The following is a 21,326-nucleotide window of genomic DNA, read 5'->3' on the forward strand; positions in this document are numbered from 1 at the left end:
TTTCTCCTTCTACATTTTTTTTAGTAACAAATCTGTTAAATAAGCAATTAATGTAAATACTCCTATCCCTACCCATGAAGATACATACAAAAGTTTTATAGCCTTCATAATATCTCTTAAATCAAAACTTTTTTTTCTATCTCCAATAGTTGGTTTTTCATGTATTTTTCCAAAATAACTTGTTTTTCCTCCAAATTGTACCCCTAATGCACCAGCAAAAGCTGCTTCTGAATTCCCAGAATTAGGGCTTGAATGATTCAATCTATCTCTTAGGAATATTTTCCAGGCATTTTTATAATCAAATCTCAATATCATTGCTGCTATTGGTATAATAAATCCTCCTGCTATTCTCGCAGGTATAAAATTAGCCACATCATCTGTCTTTGCAGATACCATTCCAAAATCCATATATTTGTCATTTTTGTAACCTACCATAGAATCGAGAGTATTTATTGCCTTATATCCCATGGCAAATGGCAGGGCAAGAGAAACTCCATTTATATGGAAAAAACTTCCTAAAAAAGCAAAAAACATTGGAGCTATAACTCCATCTACACTATTTTCACTTATTGTTTCAAGTACACTTCTTGTAATCTGTCCTATATCCATATTTCCTGTATCTCTGCTTACAAGATAAGATAATTCTTTTTTAGCCTTTTCTAAATCACCTTCTGTAAGAATTTTACATACTCTGAAGCCTTCATCTGCCAGACTCTTTGTAGCAAGTGTAGTATACAGAAAGAAAATTTCTAAAATATATGAAACAGATGATATATAATAAGAAATAACAGATGTGACTCCTACTACTATAATTGTCAGAAAAGCTCCTGATATTTTTTTATTAGAAGCTTTATATAGTATTTTTTCTAAAAAGCTAATAAATTTTCCTATAATCCTGACAGGATGTGGAAACCAATGAGGATCACCAAATATCAAATCCATTACATATGCAATTCCATATTTCATTATAAAATTCATCTTCTACTCACCTAGTATTTCATATATTTTTTTCATATCTAAATTTTTTCTAAATATTTTTTCAAGTTTATCAAATTCCTGTTCTCTATATTCATCAAAGGTTATTCCTGCTTCCATTTTTTCCAAGCCTTTTTTCTCTCTTATCTTATTTAATATACTTCTTGTCACTTCTTCATTATCAAATATTCCATGAAGATATGTTCCAAATATATTATCTTTTACCACTGCAACTATATGATCATCATTTGTCACTACTCTTTCATTTCCAGCTGTAACTCCTTGATGTATCTCATAGCCTTTTATTTTTATTCCATTTAATCCTGAAATAATCCCAGTTGTATTATTAAATTCTCCTGAATACTGAGTTGTATTTTTTTCTTTTTCCATTATAGTTTCCATATCTAATATACCTAATCCTGGTATCTCTTTAATATCACTTTCAATTCCATATGGGTCTTTTACTCTTTCTCCAAGCATTTGGAAACCACCACATATTCCTATTATTACAGTTCCTTTTCTTGAAGCTTTTATAATCTCAACAGCGATTCCTCTATCCTTTAAATCTTTCAGGTCATCTATTGTATTTTTAGAACCAGGTATGACAATTATATCTTCATCTCCTAATTCTTCTGCTGAAGTTATATAATTTATGCTTACATCTTCCTGTATACCTAAAGCATCTAAATCTGTAAAATTAGAAATATGTTTTAGTTTTATAACAGAAACCTTTATTCCCTTAGTATTTTTTGATTTTTTAAATTTATCTGTTAGACTATCTTCATCTTCTATATCTACATCACTGTATGGAAGCACGCCCACAATTGGAACTCCTGTAAGTTCTTCCAATTTTTTTAATCCTGGTTTAAGTATTTCTACATCTCCCCTAAATTTATTTATTATTACTCCCTTTACTCTGGCTCTTTCTTCTGGGGTCATAAGCATTATTGTTCCATATACAGAAGCAAATACCCCACCTCTATCTATATCTGCAACTAAAATTACAGGTGCATCTGCCATAGCAGCCATTCCCATATTGGCTATATCCTCTTCTTTAATATTAATTTCTACTGGACTTCCTGCTCCTTCTATTACACATATATCAAAGTTGTCTTTAATTTTATTGTATGAATTCATTAATTCTGGTTTCAAAGTAAGTTTAAATTTTCCATACTCCAATCCACTCATATTTCCAATAGATTTTCCATTTACTATAACTTGTATCTTTTTAGCAGTTGTAGGTTTCAGCAAAATTGGATTCATAAAAGCTTGAGGTTCAATTTTTCCAGCCATAGCCTGAACTACCTGAGCTCTCCCCATTTCATCTCCATCTTTTGTTATAAATGAGTTTAATGCCATATTCTGTGATTTGAAAGGGGCTACACTATATCCATCATTATAAAAAATCCTACATAGTCCTGTTACAGTTATACTCTTTCCAGCTCCAGATGATGTTCCTACTATCATTATATTTCTATGTTTCATAATCTACTCCCTCATGAATATTTTTATACTAAAAAAAGTATCAATTAAAAAATTGATACTGTCATTTTAAATATATTATTAGCCACTATAAAATACTCAAGCACTTTTTTTCTCCTCCAAATTTAATACTGGAGAGAAGTATAGTAAATATACACTTCCCGTCCCCGCAGGATAGTTAAAGTCTTTAAGGCAGGTCTCCTGACTCAGATTCATTCTACTAACAGCCCTTCCCGAAATATTTCAGTGGTTAACCTGTTTTCGTCATCTTCACAGTGGCGGGACCGTGTAAGTTTTTCACTTATCTTCCCTTTTAATCGCAGATATGCAAACCTTAAAAAATTTATTTTTCACATACTAATTATACAAATTATTAATACTTTAGTCAAGCTTTTTAAAGGCTTAAATCACTGAGAACTATGCAGAAAATGATTATATTGAGAGAAATTAATCTATTTAATTTATAAAACAAAAATAGGTATTTTATAAATAAAAACACATATAAATTTTAAAATTAATTTTATATTATTTTTACAGATATTTAATTATTCTATATACCTATTTTAAAAAAGAAGATTTTTTATCAAAATATCCAACTTTTTCATAGAAATATTCTGGATACAAAAGATATAAATATTTTTTTCCTCTGCTGCAGGCTACATAAAATAATCTTTTTTCTTCTTCTAGATTTTTTTCTCCAATATTGCTTGGAAATATTCCTTCCAGCAATGTTGGTATAAATACTGCTTCCCATTCCAATCCTTTGGAACTATGCACAGATAATAAAGAAACTTTTCCTTTGGTTATCTTCTTTTCAATATTTAAAATATTTCTTAATTCTTTTATATAGGTTTCTAAATCTTCTTTTTTTCTTATACTGCTTTTTACTTCTTTAAAAAAATCTATTTCTTCCTTAGAAAATACCGTTTTTATTTCAAGAATTTCAAATGTAAGCTTTTCACATTTATTTAATATTTCTTCTATGGAATAATTTGATATTTTATCACTTATTTTTATTAATTTATTTAATAATTTATCTTCAGTTTCTTTTTTTCTTGTTATGTTCAATACAGAATATGAATAATTTTTTGGTAGTATTCTTATTAATTCTTCCCATTTTAAAATATTTTCCTTATCATTCCATACCTCTAGTATTTTTAAATAAATATCTAAAGGACTTCCAAAAAAAATTTCTTTATCTTCTTGTAAATTAAAAGGTATATCTTTTTCTTTCATTAATCTTTCCAATTTATGAACTATATATTTATTACGATAAAGAACAGCTATTTCTTCATAGGGAATTCCTCTTTCCTCCAGTTCCTTTATTTTTCTGCAGATAAATTCCCCTTGCTTTTCTTCATTGAGAAAACTTATAATATGTGGATTTTCTCCTTTTTTCATAGTTCCTTTTGTATTTTTATTGTATTTCAAAAGAAAATCTTCAGATATTTTATTCACATATTGAATTATTTCATCACTGCTTCTATAATTTTTTTCTAATTTTATCAATTTACTGTTATGAAAATCTTTACCAAACCTAAGAATATTTTTAAAATCTGCTCCTCTAAATCCATATATACTTTGATAATCATCTCCCACTGCCATTATGTTTCCTTCCATACCTACCAAGATTTTCAAAAATTCCTTTTGAATAGAATTAGTATCTTGATATTCATCTACTATTATATATTTATATTTTTCTCTTAAAAGTTTAAGAAAAATTTTATTTGATTTTAATTTTTCTAATACCTTTTCTATTAAATCTTCAAAATCATATATCTGAAATTCTTTTTTAAACTTCCTGTATTTAATTTTTAAAAATTCTAAATCATCTAAATAGATCCTTTCTTCTTTAGATAAAAATTCTATTATATTTTTTTTTCTGCTTCTTATTGCTTCAAATATCTCAATTACTCTTTTTTCTGAAAGAAATTTGCCATTATTTTTCTTTTTTAATGCATATTCTCGAATAAGCAGACTTATTACAGCATTATTTTTATTTTCATCTATAATATTAAGTTTTTCTATTCCAAATATATTCTTATATTTTGTAAGCAATTCAGCACAAAGAGAATGAAATGTTGAAATTGAAACTTCCTTCTCTTTATCTGAAACAAGATGCCTCAATCTTTCTTTCATTTCCAAAGCAGCTTTTTTTGTAAATGTAAGCATTAAAATATTTTCTTCTGGTATTCCTCTTTCTATCATGAAAGCTGTCCTATATACTATTGTTCTAGTTTTTCCTGAACCTGCACCAGCTATTACTAAATATTGTCCTTCTAGAGAAGTCAAGGCCCTCAATTGTTCTTCATTTAATTCATTGTAATAATTTATTTTATATTTTCCAGTCAGAATATCTTTGTTAAAATCTTTGACTTCATGCTTTTCAAGTTTTTTTATAAAATATTTCAATTCTTCTTCATTTTTAATTTTTGTATTCTCTTCATTTTTTCTGGAAAATTTTATTTCTTCTTTTTCTTTTGATTTATGAAATATCTTAAAAAATGCTTCAAAAATTTTACTCTCCTCCTAGTTTTTGTTAGCTAGATTTTCCATAATTTCAACTACTTTTCTCGAATTTTTATGGCTGTTTGTATCAGATTCAAGTTTTCCTTTTTTGATAAGATTTATGAATTCCATTACTTCATAAACCATATCATTTTTATGTATCTCTACTTCTATTTTTTCTTCTCTTCCATCTCTATATAATATTTTTATCCCTTTTACAGTAGAAAGTTTTTCAATTATTATAGAACCCTTTTCTCCTTGAATTTCTGAAGGTACTTTTGAATCAGTTATTTTTGAATATGTAATACTTGCTATTTTATCATTATATTTTAAAATTATATTTCCATATCCATCTGCCCCGCTGCTTACCAGATAATTTCCTCCTATGTATTCATCTGGTACTCCAAACATACCAATAGTAAAATACAATGGATAAACTCCTATATCATATAATGCTCCTCCAGAAAATTTTGGATCAAATATATTTGTAAGTTCTCCTTTTTTTAAATTATCATATCTTGAAGAATACTGACAGTAACTAGCTGTTATACCTCTTACAGGTCCTATTTTTTCCAAATTTTCTTTTATTATATTGAAATTTGGATTTAAAGTAGGTCTCATAGCTTCCATCAGTACTACATTATTCTCTTTTGCAATTCTTATCATTTCATCCAATTCTTTTACTGTTGGAGCAATGGCCTTTTCACAAATCACATGTTTTCCATTTTCCATCATTTTTATGGCCTGTGATGGATGAAGTCCATTTGGAGAAGCAATATACACTGCATCAACTTTCTGACTTTCAGCCATTTCTTCCAATGAGAGATATATTGTTTTTACATCATGTTTTGTAGCAAAATAATCTCCTTTTTCCACACTTCTTGAATATACTGCTGTTACTTCACATTTTTTTATAGTTTTCAATGCCTCTACAAATTTATCACTTATACTGCTTGTTCCTATTATTCCAAATCTTACCATTTTTCCCTCCATGAATTTATAATATATTTTACTGTTTTTTATCCTTTAAATACTCTCCTAAAATAAATAATGAAAATACTATCAAAAGTATCACTGAACTAAAAGCTGCACTTTCTAAATATTTTTTATTAGATACCAGAGAATAGTTTACTAATGAAGCTACAGGAACTATATCCCCTAACTGCATAGTATATCCTATTGTAAATTCTCCAAAAACAATTGCAAATATCTGCAGAAATGCTGATAAAAAAATATTTTTTAAAATTGGAAATTCAATGTATATAAATCTTTCAAATCCATTGCTGCAATCTAATAAAGAACTCTCCAGAATATTTACTGGAAATTTTTTTATATATTGATACATAAAAGAATAACCAATTGGAATACTTACCAGAATATATCCTGTTCCAAGTAATAAGAGCAAAGGAACATTAAAAAGCACATTTAAATAAAAAAGTGCTACTGCTAAAAAAGCTCCTGATATTCCAAGATTTGAAAAAATTATTACATCTGTTATTCTACTGTAATTTTTAATTATAAAATAAATTGCTATTATTGAAAGAAAACTTACTGCTGCAGATATTCCTATAGAATTTATTATTCCTTTTATCACTTCATAATCTTCATTGAAATCTTTTGAAAATATTCTCAAATAAGCTTTAATTGAAAACTCTCCAGTATAATAATTATAGAAAGAAAAAAGAAAGCTTGAAGCAACTATTAAATATTGCAAAAACAGATAAATAATTGAATATCCTCTAAAGAATATATTTTGTTTTTTATATTCTGCTTCTCCTTCCAGTTCATACTCTTTAACAAATACTCCTGTTAAATTAAGCATTATTAATATAAGAAATTGAATCATTCCAAAAATCATTGCCTTAGAAAAATTAAGTTCTCCCATAAGTGTAGATGCTATTTCCACTTCTAAGGTAGAAAACCTTATCCCTCCAAGAGATAAAATTATTCCAAATCCTGTAAAGCAATAAGTAAACACCAAAATAAATCCTCTAAATATCTGTGGCAGTATTAATGGAAGCTGTCCTGAAAAAAATATTCTTATATTTCCTGCTCCTTCCATTTTTAAAGCCTCTATGAGCTCCTTAGGCACTCTTTTCAGCCCTTCACTGATGTACTTTATAAATATAGGTGAATTATAAAATACATTGGCTATGATAATAGCTTTAAGTGAATACAATATTCCCAGATTTTTGAAAAATTCTATATTAAAAATAATTGAAAATATTGTGACTGTAGATATTATTGGAAAAAAGAATGGGATAAAAAGAAGGCCATGAAGAAGTCTGCTTACTATCCCTTTTTCATAAGCTGCAAAATATGCTGGTATAATTGCTATAAGAAGAGCTGCTGCTGTTGAATACACCCCTTGTTTTATTGAAAATAAAATTATATCAAGAGTTTTTTTTTCAAAAATAATATTTACATCCTCTACTTTAAAAAAATCTTTCATAAAAAAATATAAAGGGATAAACCATACTAGTGCATAAAATATATTTATATAAATTTTTATTTTTTCTCTATTCTTCATTCCAGCATTCCTTTCAAATTTCGCTTTCTATCCTATTATAGCATTATATGAAGTTTCTCTCAATCTCTCTTTAAGAATCCCTTTATAATCTTTTTTTCTTATGATATACTGAAGATGTAATAATTTTTAAGACAGTTCTTTTCTAAGGAGGAAAAATGCTTTATTTTTTACATGGTGACACTTCTCCTCTTCAAATAAAATATGAAGAGTTATTAAATAAAATTAAAAATGAATTTCCTAATATCCCTGAAAAATATTTTGATGCTTCACAAAAAGAAGATGAAAATTTTCTTCAAACTATTTCTACTAATTCTATTTTTAATCCTAAAGAGTTAGTAATTTTAAGAAGAGCTGAAGAGATAAAAAATATAGAAAACTTTTTTAAATCTTTAAAGCTTTTTAATCTTTCTCAAAAAGAAATCATAATAATATACGAAGAATTTTTAAATGATTATGGAAAAATTAAAAATCCATTATCAAAAAAAACTATGGATTCTATTAGTGAAATAGCGCAAATAATTTGTTATAGAAAAGAAAATGAAAAAAAAGCTGTTATTTTCTACCTCCAGCATGAATTAAATATATCTGAGTATGAAGCTGAAAAATTTGTAGAGATTATTGGTGATGATTTTTTCAAAATAAAAAATGAAGTCGAAAAGGTTAAAAATTATTTAGATGGAGATAAATTTAATCTTTCTAAAGTCATGCCTATACTTTCTATTACTAAAGAGTATAATCATCGAACTCTAATAGAGGATTTTCTTTATAATAAAAAAACTGCCCCTCTTTTAGAATTCCTGCAAAAAGAAAAAGAATATATGGGATTTCTATATATTACTACTGAAGAGCTTCTTATTAACCTTAAGCTTAACTATCTTTCAAAAGAATCTATAATAACTAAAAATACTTCTTATAAAAAATTTAATGATTCTATTTTTGAAAACACAAAAAAATATTTTAAAAAAGATAATGGATTTATGCATCCATATCAAATATTTTTAAAATTTAAAAATATCGATACTTTCAGCTCAGAATTTATAGAAAAAAAATTGGAAGAACTTTTGTATGCTGAATATAATATAAAAAATGGAACATTAGATGATGAAATAGCAGTAGAAAGTTTTATATTAAATTTTTTTACTGATTAAAAAGGAAAATTGTATTAAATTTGAATACCTAAATTAGACAAATAATTTTACTGGAGGTAGTCTTATGGCTAATGAAAAATTTTATATTGATGTGTTTGATTTAGGAGGCTTAAAAAAAATATGGTATTACTATCTTATAATTGGTATTCTCCTTGCAATAACAGGTTTGATTGGAATATTTAATCCACTTGGCTTTTCTATTTCTCTTATTTATGTTTTAAGCTGGGGATTCTTGTTAATGGGGCTTCTCAATATTTACTATGCATACCAAGGAAGAAAAAATAAATATTTTCATTGGGGAATAGTATTAGTGAGTGGTATAATTGATATTCTAGCTGCTATTTCAATATTCTACAACCCTTTTGAAAGTGCTGTAATACTTCTAATATATTTAGGTATACTTATGTTATTCAGAGGTTTTTCACTTATATTTACAAGAGGAAAAGCTATTGCTGATGAAATACCAGAAGTACATAATATAAGATCCATTTTAGTAATGAGAGGTATTCTAGATATAATCTTTGGTATTTTATTAGTAGTTTGCCCTCTTTTAATGGGGTACTTACTTCCTATTACCATTGGATTTTATCTTTTATTTATGGGAATACTATTTATAATATATAGTATTCAAATTAAAAGAGCATAAAATAGAAAGAGACAAGTTCAATTGGAACTTGTCTCTTTTTCATTGCATTAATTGTCTTAGAAATGCAATATATTCTCATTATCTTTACCGTTAAACTCATAATTAAAGATAAAACATTTAATAAATTATTTTTTATCTTGAATTTTATCTTTTAACTTAAATGAAGCATTAAACTTTACTTTTTTCATTTCAGTTGTCTGCATAAGTTCTCTAGTTTTTGGATTACTTATAGTTTTAGGTTTTATATTTCCAACAGTAAATACTCCTTTATTGAAGAATTGTACCTTACCATCTTTTTTTAAACCAGCTTCTATAATTTCCAATATTGCTTCTACATCTTCTTTTGCTTCTGCAATTGTTAAATTATTTAATTTTTTTCTGTATAGTTTAATAAAATCTTTCTTATTCATAGTACCCCTCTAGTCAACATTGATATTTTCTTTAAGTATTTTTCCCTGTCTGAAAACCAATTTATTTTTAGGTAAAGTTTTCTTAATTTTTTTTATTCTAGGATCACAGTATTCTCTAGCTCTTACAGGTTTTATTTCAAATATTCCCCAACCTTTGAATACTAATTTTTTATCTTCTTGAAGTATTTCTTCTACAGTTTCCCAAAAAGTTGAAATTCTATGTTGAGCTTCTTTTAAGTTCTTTAGATTTCTTTCTTCTTTGTAAACTTTTATAAAATCTTTCTCTTTCATTATTCCCTCCCTAAGTCTTTTGTTTCGCTTTCTTTCGAAAAATCATCTTCTGCTAGTGTTCTAGGAAGAAATTCAATAAATTTTCTAAATCTTTGATCATTTAATTTTAAATTCTTAATTATTATTGTCTTATTTTTAGCTGAATAAATATTTATAATATTGCTTTCTTCTTTTTTTTCCAATAATATTATTATATTTGAATTGTTTTTATCATCTACTGCATTTAAATATTTCATTTCTAAATATTTACCCATGAGTATTTGTTCTTTCAGCCATTGTATATTTCCTAAGAATTTATAGTAAAATCTCACTCCAATTTTATTAGTTAAATTCCTTATTGCTAAAGCAGTTTTTAATTTAATAAATATAAATATTATAAAAAATATACCTACCAAATACAAATATAAAATCAACTTTGAGTCTAAATAATTCATTTTTATATCTCACTTTCTCTTTCCCTATTTAATCAATGAGAGAGAATTAAGAGAATTTACTCTTAATTCTCCACCCATTTAACTATATCTAAGAGAATATAGTTAAACAAATTACTCTGCTCTTAAACTTTTTAATTGATTAAATTCAAATATTTTTCTTTCTTCTACTTTAGCTTGTTTATCAATTTCTGTAAGAAAACCTTGGTATTGTTTTAATAAGTTTTTCATTTCATTAGAATAGATACTTCTTCCTTCCATAGAAGTCATGTAGTTAATTCTTTCTCCACATTTATTTCTAAGATTAGTAAGTACATTTAAATTATTTTGAGCCGATTTTGCTATTTGTTCTTCTTCTTTGAATCTTTCATTTTCTTTTTGCTCAAGCATTTTTAATTCTGCTTCTAATTGAGAAAATCTTGAATCTACTGCTGGTGTTGGTGCTGCTAAAGATACGCTTGATACTAATAATAATGCTGCTCCTAATAACATAGTTGTTTTTATTTTCATAATAATACTTTCCTCCTGATTTTATTTTCTTTTGTATTTAAAATATAATTATTTTCCTTCTTTTACAGCTTGTAATTGTTGGAATCTGTTGATGATACTTTCTTGCTCTTTCATTTGTCCTTCTAATTCTTTAAGTGCATCTTGATATTTTTTAGCTAATTCTCCATATTGTTCTTTGTAGAATTTAACATCTTTGATTTGTCCTAATTTCCCTGCTTTAGTTGAAATTTGGTTATATAATTCTCTTTGTTTAGCTAAAGTTGCTTTTGCAGTTTCAGCTATTTGTTTTTCAGAATTATATCTCTCATCTTCTTTTTGCATAAGCATATTGTATTCTTGTTCTAGAGTATTGAAACGGCTTTCAAATTCTGCTGTCACCCCTGTAGAAAATGCTGATGCTGATAATAAAATTGTTCCTACTACTAATAGTTTTTTCATGTTTACCTCCAAGTTTATAATATAGTTTTGTTTAGAAAACTTTTTTATTTGTTTAATTTTTCTAATTCAGCAAGTCTTTTTTCCAATTCCTTTATTCTTTCCTTGCTTATATTTTTTCCATCTAATTCATTATTTATATTAATTATTTCTCTAAATATCTCTTCTCTAGACATTCTTTGATCTTTAAGAGCCTGTTCTTTTGCTGCTGCTTCTTCTTTAGCTTTCTGTACTCTTAAAGCTTCCTGTCTTTTAGTTTCTTCAGCTTTTTCTTTCATAGCTGCTTCTTTCTCTAAAGCTTTTTGTTTTAATTCAGCTTCTCTATTAGCTGCTTTCTGCTTCATTTCTGCTTCTTCTGCTAGAGCTTTCTGTCTTAGTTCTTCTTTTTTAGCTGCTTCCTCTTTTTCTTTTTTCTCTATTGCCAGTTTAACTAATCTTTCTCTTTGCATATCTTTTTCTGACAAATTAGAAGTATTTCCAGCATTATTGTTAGAACAGCTTATTAATAGTAAAGAACCCAAAATTATAAGTGTCTTTTTCATATTTTTTCCACTTCCTTCCCATCAATCTTTTCTGTTTGTTCATCTTTAATAATTCCTTCTTTTTTCAATATATCATTCAATTTATATTTTTCAATTATAGAATTATAGTACTCAACTTGTGCTTGATTATACTTTTCTACAGCTAAACTTTTATATAATATTGGAAGCATTTCTTCTAAAGGTTTATCATCAAATTGTTCTTTATGCCTTTTATAAAAATCTGCTGCTTCTTCATCTGTGATTTGAGTTTTATTTTTTAACTCTCTTTCTATAAAATAATTTATTTTAATTTGATTTTGAGCTATTTGAATATTTTCAAGTTCTTCAGGTGAAAATTCAGCCTTTTTAACCTCTTCTAACAATGCTTTATAAACTAATATTCTTGCAACTTCATCTTTATCTTTTTGCTTTTCTGTTTCAGTTAAAGTAATCTGTGCAGAACCATTATTAGTATTTTTATTACCAGTATCATTACATCCTGTTATTAATATCCCAGCAGCAATAATAGATACTATTCCACAAATTTTTTTCATTAAAAATCCTCCCGATATTTTGTTTTAAAGAAAACTTTTCTATTTAATTTCTTTAATTTTTTCTTTTATTCTCTGAATTTCATATTCATTTCTTTCTTTTTCTGTCATTCTAGAGATTTCAGCAGCTTTTCTAGCTTGTTCTGCTTCTTTTTCTTTTTCCTTTTCATAATATTCTCTTCTTCTCTGATTAAGAATATCTAAAGGATCATCACTATTTTGTTTAGCGTTTGAACAGCTCACAACTAAAATGGCTGATAGAAACAAAAAACTTAATTTCTTCATAATTCCCTCCCAATTTGATCTTATTCGTAATTTATAATAGTCTAAAAGAAGCTGCAACTTCTTTTATTAAATTACATTTTTTCATTAGGTAATAAAAATATCTTATATTAACCATTAACCGTAATCTAATGATGAATTTATAGTAATTTTCAAAAAAAATAAAAAAGGAGAAAAAAATGGATAAAAGAGGACAGGAAGTTAAATATATTTGTAAGGAAGATTTAAAAAAATTAAGAAAATATTTTAAATTAAATGATAAAGTTGTAATTTTAGCATTGATAAATATAGGTGTAAATGTTGGTTTAAGAATTTCTGATTTGTCAAAAATAAGATTTGAAGATATTAACGTGGAGTATGTTGTGAAATTAAAAGAGAAGAAAACTAAAAAGATGAGGGAGATTAAGTTAAATACAGTTTGTCAGAATTCAATTGAAGAATTAAAGAGATATTATGAGACATTAGGTTATTCTAGAGAAAAAGGATTTTTATTTAAATCTTTAAATAGAAAATATGTAAAAGAATTGTTTGATAAGCCTATTTCAACTGTCTCAATAAGTAAATATTTAAATCAGGCTAAGGCAGATTTAAATATTGCATATCCCATTGGAACTCATTCTTTAAGAAAAACATGGGGGCACACAGTTTATAGAGGAACTTTAGACATAGCATTGGTAATGTCTATATTTAATCATTCTTCAGCAGAACAAACATTAAAATATATAGGAATAGAGCAAGAAATGATTAACAAAGTATATGATAAATTCAAGATATGAGTTCAATTTTTTAAGTTTATAGAAAGAAAATAGTTAATTTATTTAAAAAAAATAGTTGATTTATTTTTAAAAATACGATATCATAAAAAAGAGAAATGGTTAATATAAGATATTTATATTAATCATTATTTTCTTATTAATGCTTATATACTAGGTATTATTAAAAACATACTTTCTTCCTTTTAAAAAACAATTTATATTTTAAAAAATATATTTTCACATCGTATAAATTCGTTTTTAGACTAGATAAATACTTTTTAAATTATCTTTTATACTTTAATTTAAAAATAAAATTTTAGCAATCAAAAATATATATTTTTTATATAAAATCCGACTATACATTTTGTATCAAGTCTTAATTTTACAAATTTTATTTCTCAAATATTTTATTTATTATAAATATTTCTTTTTAATTTCTGAATTTCAAAATCAATTATTTTATTCAATATTATTTTAATTTATTATATTTTGATATTTATTTATTTTTTACATAATAAAATGAATGCATAGAATTATTATGACATACAAAAAAAATCATATTTTATTATATAAAATTTTCATCATAAAAACAGTATTTTAAAAATACATTAATAATCACATCACGTATATATTTAATTTATAATTTTAGAGGTGATAATATGACAGAACTTAAAAAGAGAAATTTATTTAAGAAATTCGATTTAAATATTTTGTTAGATCATCTTGAGGAGAATAACAATCTTGTAGTAAAATTTTTATTTAATGAAAATGAACAGAATTTCCCTCTAGAAATATTTGATATTCTTCTTAGAGAAATTCAGTTCTTAAAAAAAGTATGTGACAATATGGGAGAATGGAAAAATTTAATAAAAGTATATACAAACAGCATCATATCTGTAAAAGAAAATATGAAGTTATTTTATTATATTCAGAATGGAAAAATCCAAAATATTCTTATAACAAAAGAATTAAAAGAGAAACTTGAAAATAAAATAAGTCTTTGTATTGATGAAAGTTTAATATAAAAAAAGGAATCCTCTATATGCGAGTTTTCCTTTTTTTATTTATAACTCTGTTTCTTTTATTTTTCCATTTAATTTTAAATGATTAGCAATATACACAAATGGTGTATCAAAAACTGCTACTATAAATTTCATACAATAAGTAGTGATAAATATTTCTAATAATACTTCTTTAGGATAAATACCCCAAAAAGCTATCAGTGTAAAAATAGTATTATCTATAAGCTGACTTATCAATGTACTCATGTTATTTCTAATCCAAATATGTTTTCTTTCACTAAACTTTTTTTTCCACATTTCGTATGCCCATATATCATGACTTTGAGATATCCAATAAGATACAAGGGAAGCTACTGCTATTCTTGGCATAAAATCAAATATTCTTTTTACCCCATTGAAAGTAATTAAACCTTCCTCCACATTAGAAGGTATAAATGCTACAGCTACCTGCATTATTAATGTCATTGCCAACAAAGAAAAAAATCCTATTTTTACAGCTTTTTTGGCATATTCTTTTCCATAATTTTCAGCAAGAATATCTGTCACCAAGAATCCGCCAGCATAAAGTATATTTCCTAGAGTGGTACCAAATCCAAATAAGTCCACCAACATAACTACTTGAATATTAGCTAATATAGTTGAAATTGGTATCCAAATATACAATCCTATTTTTCCAAATCTAGAATAAGCAAATATTATTGCTAAAAAATTTATCAGCAGCATTACTGCCCACAAAAATTCGTTTCTCATTTTCCCTCCTATAATTTATTTATTGTTCAAAAACTCCTAGATCTTTGTTATCAAGAAGTAATTCTACCTTGTTATCAGATGTTAAATATGAATATTTCTTTATAAACCATTTCACCAGATTATCATCTCTTTCTATTACTGTTCCATTATTAATAAAAATATTTATTGTTACCCCTTGAAAATTTTCTAAAGCAATTTTTATATCATTTTCTATCATTTCTTTTGTTTGACCTTTTACACATACTAATAGACATACAGAAAATAATTCCTTACTTATTTTCTCTATGTCTTCATTTTTCATAATAAAGTTTTTATTATATACTCTCACTCTAAAATCATTATCAAATGTTTCTACTCCCATTCTAAAACGTATTTCTACTCCTGGAAAATATCTCTCAATTTCTTTGAGTCTTTTTATATATCCATAATAAATTTCAAAATAAAGAACTTTTATGCTCTTTTCTATAACTATTCTTTTTATTTCTTCTAAAGTTTTTGGTGTCAGTTCAAAAACTGATCCAGAATTTATAACTTCTAAAACTTCAAATTCTCCTGTTACTTTTTTTAAAGCTTCCATATTTACAATATCAATTTCCTTTTCATCTAAAGAATTATCCTCTATATAATTGCAAAAACTACATTTTCCATATTTACATGGAAAGCTTTTTAAAAGAACTATTTCTCTTTGATGTTTATCAGTGATTTTATTGTATCTTATTCCCATTTTTGCTCCTTAATCTAAAATTTTTCAATAAAAAAAGCAGAGTCCAAACCCTGCATAAATAAAAAAAGACTAGTTTTTTATAGATGGTTGGTTCACGCTAGGACATCTCCCTCTTAATAGAGGATTTAGTGATTTATTTAATTTGACAATATATTTTATATGTAACTTAATAAAAAGTCAATAATAATTTTATAAAAGTATATGCTTATTAATATTATTCTGCATAAATTTTTATAAAAATCTTAAAAAATTATATAATTTAAACAATTAAGCAGCTAATAGTTTTAACTGCTATAATTATTAAAATTTTAAAAGCTGACTTACTCCGACTTTCCTTTAAATATAGAGCAATTTTTATCTGCTTTTTTATATAAAAAGTAATTTGATAATTATTATTCCATCAAAATTTAATTTAATATTTTTTTAAAAAGGCATTCTCTAATTTTTATTATATTCAGATACTCTTCAGTGCTTCTTCAAATTCTTCTTTAGTTATTCCATATCTATTTAATCTTGATAAGAATTGTTTTCCATTGGAATATCCAATTCCTAATTTCCCTCCAACTTTTTCTCTCCTAACACTTGCATCTCCACTTCCTACAAGTCCACAATCCATTAGATAATCCATTGTAAATATTGTGGTCTTCTCTTCCATCACACTACATCTAGCTTTCTCTAATGCCTTTATAATAGCTTCAGGAGAGGCATTCTCTACACCTATATCTCCATCTTTTGTTCCTTCTATTCTTCTGATATAAGCATCTTTTGCCTCTGGGAAAAATTTATGTATATATTTTCTAATTTCTTCACCAGCATGATCTGGATCAGTAAGAATTATTATCCCTTTTTTTTGGTTTGCCACTCTTATTTTTTCAATAGTTCCCTGTTTTCTTACAGCAAATCCATTTACCTGTATTATTTCAGCATCAACAGCAGCTTTTACTGCTGATATATCATCTCTTCCTTCTACAACAATTATTTCTTTTATACTTTTTCTCATCATTACCTCTCAAATATCTCTTTATCTTGAATTGTCAACCTATATATTGTATCAGAAATACCAGAAAAATAATAGAGTTTAAAAAAAACTCTTTGAAGATTTTTTAGATCAACAAAGAATTTCATATATTACTTATTTATTTTTTCATTAAAAAATTTTAGAAAATTAGCCATATCTCTAGCTACATAATCCCAAGTATGTGTTTCTCCATCACATAAATATCCTCTAAAATTATATTTATTCTTTTTCATTCTCCCCATTACATCTAGCCATTGCTGAAGCATTAAATGATTTACTCTGTCTTCTATTCCTACACTAGCATAAAAATATTTATTTTTTAATTTATCCTCTTTCATATATTTTATCATACTATATGGATCTTCTTTCAATATTTTATATCCCCATGAACCAAAAACTCTTACAAACTGTTTTTTATCAACATCAGTAAAAAGAAATTTAGGAATATAAATAAATTTAAATAATCTTATAACTCTTCTATTAACACTCATTCTTATGAGGTTTATTGCGCCTGAAAAACTACCAATAACTTTAAAAATCTCTATATATTTAAGCCCTAATTTAAAAGCTGCGTATCCTCCCATGGAAAAACCTGCTATTCCAAAAGGTGATTCAGTAAACTTTATTTTTATTTCTGGAATAAGCTCTCCTATTATATAATTTTCATACTGATAATTTTTTTCTATAGCAAAATTAGAATACCAACTTTGCCCATCTCCTCCAGAAGATACTAAAATAAATATCATTGGATTTATTTCACCTTTTTTCAACAAAGAAATATAGTTTTCTAATAATTTTCCTTTTTCCAGCCAATCATTATTTTCATCTCTCAATCCATGAAGAAGAAATAAACAGGGAATATTATTTTTTATCTTATTTTTAGGGGAAATAATAGTATATTTCATTTCTTCATTCACAAAAGAACTTTTAATATTTTTTTCTTCTAAAGTTATATATTTATTAATTTCTTCTTGCGATATATTAGAATAGTTTGTATCTGAATTTTTTATAAATTCAACTTCTTCAAAGCTGTTAACTCTTTTCAGTTTCCTAAGAAGTTTTGATTTATATGGATAAGTTATTATATAAAATATCCCTAATATAATCATTAGCCAGAGCAAAAAAAACTTTAATACCATCATGAATCCCCTTAATTAATATTCAAATTAAAATTCTGCATTATTAGGTGTTCTTGGAAATGGAAGCACATCACGGATATTTGTCATTCCTGTTATGTACATAATTATTCTTTCAAGCCCTAATCCATATCCTGAGTGAGGAAAGCTTCCATATTTTCTTAAATCTAAATAGAATACATAATCTTCTGTGTTCATTCCCAACTCATTCATTCTTCCTTCGAGGATTTCAAGGTTATCCTCTCTTTGAGAACCACCAATGATTTCTCCAATTCCAGGAGCTAGTAAATCCATAGCTCTTACAGTTTTTCCACCTTCATTGAGCTTCATATAGAATGCTTTTATATCTTTTGGATAGTCAGTAAGAAAAATTGGTTTTTGAAAATATTCCTCTGCTAAATATCTTTCATGTTCACTTTGAAGATCAATTCCCCATTTTACTGGATAATCAAATTTCTTTCCTGATTTTTCAAGTATTTCAATAGCTTCAGTGTATGTAAGTCTTCCAAAGTCACTATTTAATACATTGTTAAGTTTATCAAATAATCCTTTTTCAATAAATTGATTGAAAAACTCCATTTCTTCTGGACATTGTTCCAAAACATATTTGATTATATATTTTACCATAGCCTCAGCAAGCTCCATATTAGCTTCAAGATCAGCAAAAGCTATTTCTGGCTCTATCATCCAAAATTCTGAAGCATGTCTTGCTGTATTAGAATATTCAGCTCTGAATGTTGGTCCAAATGTGTATATATTTCTAAAAGCAGCACAATAAGTTTCTCCACTCAACTGACCACTTACAGTCAAGTTAGTTTCCTTTCCAAAAAAATCTTTAGAAGAATCTACTTTCCCATCTTCATCTTTAGGAAGATCGTTTAAATCTAAAGTAGTTACTCTAAACATTTCTCCAGCACCCTCAGCATCAGAACCAGTTATTATTGGAGTATGAACATATACAAATCCATTGTCTTGAAAAAATTTATGAATAGCATAAGCTATAACTGATCTTACTCTAAATACAGCTGAAAATGTATTTGTTCTAGGTCTTAAATGCGCTTTTGTTCTCAAATATTCAAAAGTATGTCTTTTATTTTGTAGAGGATAGTCTAAATCGGCTTTTTGATATATTTCTATACCTTCTGCTACTATTTCTATATCTTGTCCTGCTCCTTGAGATTTTACTAATTTTCCATTTACTTTAATTGAAGATATTATAGATAAACGTGAAATTTCATCAAAATTATCCAATTTTGTATCAAATACTATTTGAATTCCTTTGAAAAATGATCCATCATTAATCTCTATAAAACCAAAGTTTTTTTGAACTCTGATCTTTTTTATCCATCCTGATATTTCTACTTCTTGATCAATAAATTTTTCTTTATCTCTGTATAGAGACTTTACTGTTACTTTTTCCATTTTTACCCCCGTAAAACTTTATATTATTTTTGTACTGTTTTCAACTTCTCCATCTACTATTTTTATATTATCTAAATGCCCTTTTACTTGAGCCCTGAATTGTTCCATATACATTTTTCTGAATAATTCTCTTTCTTTTTTTTCATCAAGAGTGAGCTCTCTTTCTCTTGAAAGCTTTGTAAAATAATTTATTTTTTCTATTATTTTATTCATTTCCATTTTAACTATCTCCTTTATAAATATATTTAATTCTCTATATAAATAAAATATTCAATTTTCATAATAAAAAATTAATAATGTCATTATATCATATATGAGATGGGAATTAAAGCCCCACTTTTGCAAGTTATTCATTTTTTATAAAAATCTATATTTAAAATATCTAATTTTTCTACTCTTCTGAATTTATATTTCCTATTATTCCAAAAGCTGAAAATATAGTTATAAGGGAAGTACCACCATAACTGAATATGGGCATAGGTATTCCAAATACTGGAAGCATACCAAGTGCAACATAAATATTTATTAATACTTGAGTTATAAGATACCCTCCTATTCCTATTGCCAAATATTTTCCAAAGTAACTTTTACATTCCATAGCACTTCTTTTTATAAGATTAAATATCAAAAAGAAAAATATCATTATAATGAACATTCCAATAAATCCAAGCTCTTCCCCATATGAGGCTAAAATAAAATCAGTTCTAATTTCTGGAAGATAACTATATTTCTGTACTCCATTTGCATACCCCTTTCCTAGAATACCTCCATTTCCAAAAGCTAAAAGAGATTGCCCTACTTGGTATCCAATTGCATTATCATATTCATTATTAATGAGACCATTTAAAAAACTTCCTATCCTCTTCATTTTATATCCCTTATCTGAAACATCACCTAAATGATAAATATAGAGACATATACCAGCAACTCCCACTACACCTGCAGTTATCACTGAAACTATCCATTTTATATCTATTTTTGACATAAACAGCATAAATAATAATATAGCAACATAATGTATTACTGTTCCCAAGTCGTCTTGAAACATTATAAAAAAACCGAATAAAATCATTATAGGCATAACAGAAAAAACTATTGAAAGATTTTTAGCACCATCTCTCTCACATCTCTCTAAAATATGAGCAATAAGAATTATGAAGGGCAGTTTTAATAATTCCGCTGGCTGCAGACTGAAGCCAAATAAACGAATCCACCCAATAGCTCCATTTATTCTAGGAACTACTTTAGGAAACATTTGTGCTCCAATTAATACAAATGAAAATAATCCTATTGTTATTATCAAAAGAAATAAATTAAAACCATTTTTATTATATTGCTTATAATTTATACTTCCAGCAATTATTAGGGCAGCAAAACTAATAAACATATATATAAGATAATTAGTAAAAATTCCTATACCTCTAGTATAGATAGTATAAAAACTTGCACTCAACATATTTAAAACACTCAATATAATTAAAATAAGAATACATCCAATCATAGTTATATTTCGCCTTTTTTTTCTTTTCTTTTCCTCTTTTTCTTTTTGTCCTTTTTTGAGCACATTTATCTTGTGGTAAATATTTTTATCATCAATGTTTATATCAGCCATTTGTCCTCCATGTAAACTTCAAAAAATAAAAAAATATTCCCCAAATGGAGAGTTATACAAAATATTATAAAAAAGCTTGGCAAGTACCTATCCTCCCGGGAGGCTTCCCTCCAAGTACTTTCAGCGTTTACGGGCTTAACTTCTGGGTTCGGTATGGGACCAGGTGT

Annotated in this window: 24 protein-coding genes, 1 rRNA gene and 1 riboswitch; of the genes, 4 read left to right on the plus strand and 21 right to left on the minus strand. The window is 26.3% G+C overall.

Translation table 11 applies throughout. The features are described from left to right. Window positions 1-9: 9 nt before the first annotated feature. The 5 genes from cbiB to E6771_RS03405 form a co-directional block, all read right to left on the minus strand. The gene (cbiB, locus tag E6771_RS03385) at window positions 10-978 is read right to left on the minus strand and encodes an adenosylcobinamide-phosphate synthase CbiB (RefSeq protein ID WP_316089675.1); all 969 of its coding nucleotides are present in this window, start codon (window positions 976-978) and stop codon (window positions 10-12) included. Between the two features lie 3 nt (window positions 979-981). After that, window positions 982-2,460, minus strand: coding sequence for a cobyric acid synthase (locus E6771_RS03390; RefSeq protein ID WP_316089676.1), 1,479 nt, complete (start codon window positions 2,458-2,460; stop codon window positions 982-984). 170 nt (window positions 2,461-2,630) lie between these two features. Beyond that, a riboswitch (cobalamin riboswitch) is annotated at window positions 2,631-2,809 on the minus strand. 206 nt (window positions 2,810-3,015) lie between these two features. Then, a complete protein-coding gene (locus tag E6771_RS03395; RefSeq protein ID WP_316089677.1) occupies window positions 3,016-4,869 on the minus strand; it encodes an ATP-dependent helicase in 1,854 nt (617 codons plus the stop codon). A gap of 117 nt (window positions 4,870-4,986) precedes the next feature. Next, window positions 4,987-5,946 carry a Gfo/Idh/MocA family oxidoreductase gene (locus E6771_RS03400; protein ID WP_316089679.1) on the minus strand — a complete coding sequence of 320 codons (960 nt, stop codon included), beginning with the start codon at window positions 5,944-5,946 and terminating at the stop codon, window positions 4,987-4,989. A gap of 28 nt (window positions 5,947-5,974) precedes the next feature. Beyond that, entirely contained in the window at window positions 5,975-7,495 is a 1,521-nt protein-coding gene (locus tag E6771_RS03405; protein WP_316089680.1) for an ABC transporter permease, read from the minus strand. 155 nt (window positions 7,496-7,650) lie between these two features. Here E6771_RS03405 and E6771_RS03410 point away from each other — a divergent pair, with 155 nt between their 5' ends. Next, window positions 7,651-8,643 carry a hypothetical protein gene (locus tag E6771_RS03410; protein WP_316089682.1) on the plus strand — a complete coding sequence of 331 codons (993 nt, stop codon included), beginning with the start codon at window positions 7,651-7,653 and terminating at the stop codon, window positions 8,641-8,643. A 64-nt stretch (window positions 8,644-8,707) separates the two neighbouring features. Beyond that, window positions 8,708-9,289 carry an HdeD family acid-resistance protein gene (locus E6771_RS03415; protein ID WP_316089684.1) on the plus strand — a complete coding sequence of 194 codons (582 nt, stop codon included), beginning with the start codon at window positions 8,708-8,710 and terminating at the stop codon, window positions 9,287-9,289. A 125-nt stretch (window positions 9,290-9,414) separates the two neighbouring features. On the opposite strand, the gene E6771_RS03420 is transcribed toward E6771_RS03415, so the two are convergent. The 8 genes from E6771_RS03420 to E6771_RS03455 all read right to left on the minus strand — a co-directional run bounded on the left by E6771_RS03420 (window position 9,415) and on the right by E6771_RS03455 (window position 12,723). After that, entirely contained in the window at window positions 9,415-9,699 is a 285-nt protein-coding gene (locus tag E6771_RS03420; RefSeq protein WP_005950442.1) for an HU family DNA-binding protein, read from the minus strand. Between the two features lie 9 nt (window positions 9,700-9,708). Beyond that, complete coding sequence (locus E6771_RS03425; protein ID WP_005950438.1) at window positions 9,709-9,990, minus strand: HU family DNA-binding protein; 282 nt, start codon at window positions 9,988-9,990, stop codon at window positions 9,709-9,711. Continuing rightward, a complete protein-coding gene (locus tag E6771_RS03430) occupies window positions 9,990-10,424 on the minus strand; it encodes a hypothetical protein (RefSeq protein ID WP_316089686.1) in 435 nt (144 codons plus the stop codon). Before E6771_RS03430 ends, E6771_RS03425 begins: the two co-directional genes overlap by 1 nt. 111 nt (window positions 10,425-10,535) lie before the next feature. Beyond that, entirely contained in the window at window positions 10,536-10,931 is a 396-nt protein-coding gene (locus E6771_RS03435; protein ID WP_316089687.1) for an adhesion protein FadA, read from the minus strand. Between the two features lie 48 nt (window positions 10,932-10,979). Beyond that, window positions 10,980-11,369 (minus strand): adhesion protein FadA, encoded by a 390-nt coding sequence (locus E6771_RS03440; RefSeq protein WP_316089688.1) that lies wholly within the window; start codon window positions 11,367-11,369, stop codon window positions 10,980-10,982. Window positions 11,370-11,413: 44 nt separating this feature from the next. Next, the gene (locus tag E6771_RS03445; RefSeq protein WP_316089689.1) at window positions 11,414-11,908 is read right to left on the minus strand and encodes a hypothetical protein; all 495 of its coding nucleotides are present in this window, start codon (window positions 11,906-11,908) and stop codon (window positions 11,414-11,416) included. Beyond that, window positions 11,905-12,441: a hypothetical protein gene (locus tag E6771_RS03450; RefSeq protein ID WP_316089690.1), complete on the minus strand. Its 537-nt coding sequence runs from the start codon at window positions 12,439-12,441 to the stop codon at window positions 11,905-11,907. The genes E6771_RS03445 and E6771_RS03450 overlap by 4 nt, the downstream gene beginning before the upstream one ends. 39 nt (window positions 12,442-12,480) lie before the next feature. Next, window positions 12,481-12,723 (minus strand): hypothetical protein, encoded by a 243-nt coding sequence (locus tag E6771_RS03455; protein WP_316089691.1) that lies wholly within the window; start codon window positions 12,721-12,723, stop codon window positions 12,481-12,483. A gap of 176 nt (window positions 12,724-12,899) precedes the next feature. Between E6771_RS03455 and E6771_RS03460 the strand changes: the two genes are divergently transcribed. Then, complete coding sequence (locus E6771_RS03460) at window positions 12,900-13,496, plus strand: tyrosine-type recombinase/integrase (RefSeq protein WP_316089693.1); 597 nt, start codon at window positions 12,900-12,902, stop codon at window positions 13,494-13,496. A gap of 638 nt (window positions 13,497-14,134) precedes the next feature. Beyond that, window positions 14,135-14,500, plus strand: coding sequence for a hypothetical protein (locus tag E6771_RS03465; RefSeq protein ID WP_316089694.1), 366 nt, complete (start codon window positions 14,135-14,137; stop codon window positions 14,498-14,500). A 39-nt stretch (window positions 14,501-14,539) separates the two neighbouring features. Here E6771_RS03465 and E6771_RS03470 read toward each other — a convergent pair whose 3' ends face one another. From E6771_RS03470 to rrf, 8 genes are all read right to left on the minus strand, one after another. Beyond that, window positions 14,540-15,247 carry a queuosine precursor transporter gene (locus E6771_RS03470; RefSeq protein WP_316089695.1) on the minus strand — a complete coding sequence of 236 codons (708 nt, stop codon included), beginning with the start codon at window positions 15,245-15,247 and terminating at the stop codon, window positions 14,540-14,542. A gap of 19 nt (window positions 15,248-15,266) precedes the next feature. After that, window positions 15,267-15,971 (minus strand): radical SAM protein, encoded by a 705-nt coding sequence (locus tag E6771_RS03475; protein WP_316089697.1) that lies wholly within the window; start codon window positions 15,969-15,971, stop codon window positions 15,267-15,269. Window positions 15,972-16,425: 454 nt separating this feature from the next. Then, the gene (gene rnmV, locus E6771_RS03480; protein WP_316089699.1) at window positions 16,426-16,971 is read right to left on the minus strand and encodes a ribonuclease M5; all 546 of its coding nucleotides are present in this window, start codon (window positions 16,969-16,971) and stop codon (window positions 16,426-16,428) included. 128 nt (window positions 16,972-17,099) lie between these two features. After that, window positions 17,100-18,098 (minus strand): alpha/beta hydrolase, encoded by a 999-nt coding sequence (locus E6771_RS03485; RefSeq protein ID WP_316089700.1) that lies wholly within the window; start codon window positions 18,096-18,098, stop codon window positions 17,100-17,102. Between the two features lie 57 nt (window positions 18,099-18,155). Further along, window positions 18,156-19,547 (minus strand): asparagine--tRNA ligase, encoded by a 1,392-nt coding sequence (gene asnS / locus E6771_RS03490; RefSeq protein ID WP_316089702.1) that lies wholly within the window; start codon window positions 19,545-19,547, stop codon window positions 18,156-18,158. Between the two features lie 18 nt (window positions 19,548-19,565). Further along, on the minus strand, window positions 19,566-19,766 hold the full coding sequence (locus E6771_RS03495; RefSeq protein ID WP_005950408.1) for a DUF896 domain-containing protein: 201 nt from the start codon (window positions 19,764-19,766) through the stop codon (window positions 19,566-19,568). A gap of 172 nt (window positions 19,767-19,938) precedes the next feature. Continuing rightward, window positions 19,939-21,159 carry an FtsW/RodA/SpoVE family cell cycle protein gene (locus tag E6771_RS03500; RefSeq protein ID WP_316089704.1) on the minus strand — a complete coding sequence of 407 codons (1,221 nt, stop codon included), beginning with the start codon at window positions 21,157-21,159 and terminating at the stop codon, window positions 19,939-19,941. A gap of 74 nt (window positions 21,160-21,233) precedes the next feature. Beyond that, window positions 21,234-21,326 (minus strand): 5S ribosomal RNA (gene rrf, locus E6771_RS03505); the annotation flags it as partial.

Source organism: Fusobacterium sp., from assembly GCF_032477075.1.
Lineage (GTDB): Bacteria > Fusobacteriota > Fusobacteriia > Fusobacteriales > Fusobacteriaceae > Fusobacterium_A.

Coding starts and splice junctions, on each gene's coding strand:
- E6771_RS03400 (WP_316089679.1), bottom strand. CDS start 5,946: ATGGTAAGATTTGGAATAATAGGAACAAGCAGTATAAGTGATAAATTT.
- rnmV (WP_316089699.1), bottom strand. CDS start 16,971: ATGAGAAAAAGTATAAAAGAAATAATTGTTGTAGAAGGAAGAGATGAT.
- E6771_RS03410 (WP_316089682.1), top strand. CDS start 7,651: ATGCTTTATTTTTTACATGGTGACACTTCTCCTCTTCAAATAAAATAT.
- E6771_RS03495 (WP_005950408.1), bottom strand. CDS start 19,766: ATGGAAATGAATAAAATAATAGAAAAAATAAATTATTTTACAAAGCTT.
- E6771_RS03405 (WP_316089680.1), bottom strand. CDS start 7,495: ATGAAGAATAGAGAAAAAATAAAAATTTATATAAATATATTTTATGCA.
- asnS (WP_316089702.1), bottom strand. CDS start 19,547: ATGGAAAAAGTAACAGTAAAGTCTCTATACAGAGATAAAGAAAAATTT.
- E6771_RS03445 (WP_316089689.1), bottom strand. CDS start 11,908: ATGAAAAAGACACTTATAATTTTGGGTTCTTTACTATTAATAAGCTGT.
- E6771_RS03440 (WP_316089688.1), bottom strand. CDS start 11,369: ATGAAAAAACTATTAGTAGTAGGAACAATTTTATTATCAGCATCAGCA.
- E6771_RS03475 (WP_316089697.1), bottom strand. CDS start 15,971: ATGGGAATAAGATACAATAAAATCACTGATAAACATCAAAGAGAAATA.
- E6771_RS03470 (WP_316089695.1), bottom strand. CDS start 15,247: ATGAGAAACGAATTTTTGTGGGCAGTAATGCTGCTGATAAATTTTTTA.
- E6771_RS03465 (WP_316089694.1), top strand. CDS start 14,135: ATGACAGAACTTAAAAAGAGAAATTTATTTAAGAAATTCGATTTAAAT.
- E6771_RS03390 (WP_316089676.1), bottom strand. CDS start 2,460: ATGAAACATAGAAATATAATGATAGTAGGAACATCATCTGGAGCTGGA.
- E6771_RS03425 (WP_005950438.1), bottom strand. CDS start 9,990: ATGAAAGAGAAAGATTTTATAAAAGTTTACAAAGAAGAAAGAAATCTA.
- E6771_RS03460 (WP_316089693.1), top strand. CDS start 12,900: ATGGATAAAAGAGGACAGGAAGTTAAATATATTTGTAAGGAAGATTTA.
- E6771_RS03485 (WP_316089700.1), bottom strand. CDS start 18,098: ATGATTATATTAGGGATATTTTATATAATAACTTATCCATATAAATCA.
- cbiB (WP_316089675.1), bottom strand. CDS start 978: ATGAATTTTATAATGAAATATGGAATTGCATATGTAATGGATTTGATA.
- E6771_RS03435 (WP_316089687.1), bottom strand. CDS start 10,931: ATGAAAATAAAAACAACTATGTTATTAGGAGCAGCATTATTATTAGTA.
- E6771_RS03455 (WP_316089691.1), bottom strand. CDS start 12,723: ATGAAGAAATTAAGTTTTTTGTTTCTATCAGCCATTTTAGTTGTGAGC.
- E6771_RS03415 (WP_316089684.1), top strand. CDS start 8,708: ATGGCTAATGAAAAATTTTATATTGATGTGTTTGATTTAGGAGGCTTA.
- E6771_RS03430 (WP_316089686.1), bottom strand. CDS start 10,424: ATGAATTATTTAGACTCAAAGTTGATTTTATATTTGTATTTGGTAGGT.
- E6771_RS03500 (WP_316089704.1), bottom strand. CDS start 21,159: ATGGCTGATATAAACATTGATGATAAAAATATTTACCACAAGATAAAT.
- E6771_RS03450 (WP_316089690.1), bottom strand. CDS start 12,441: ATGAAAAAAATTTGTGGAATAGTATCTATTATTGCTGCTGGGATATTA.
- E6771_RS03420 (WP_005950442.1), bottom strand. CDS start 9,699: ATGAATAAGAAAGATTTTATTAAACTATACAGAAAAAAATTAAATAAT.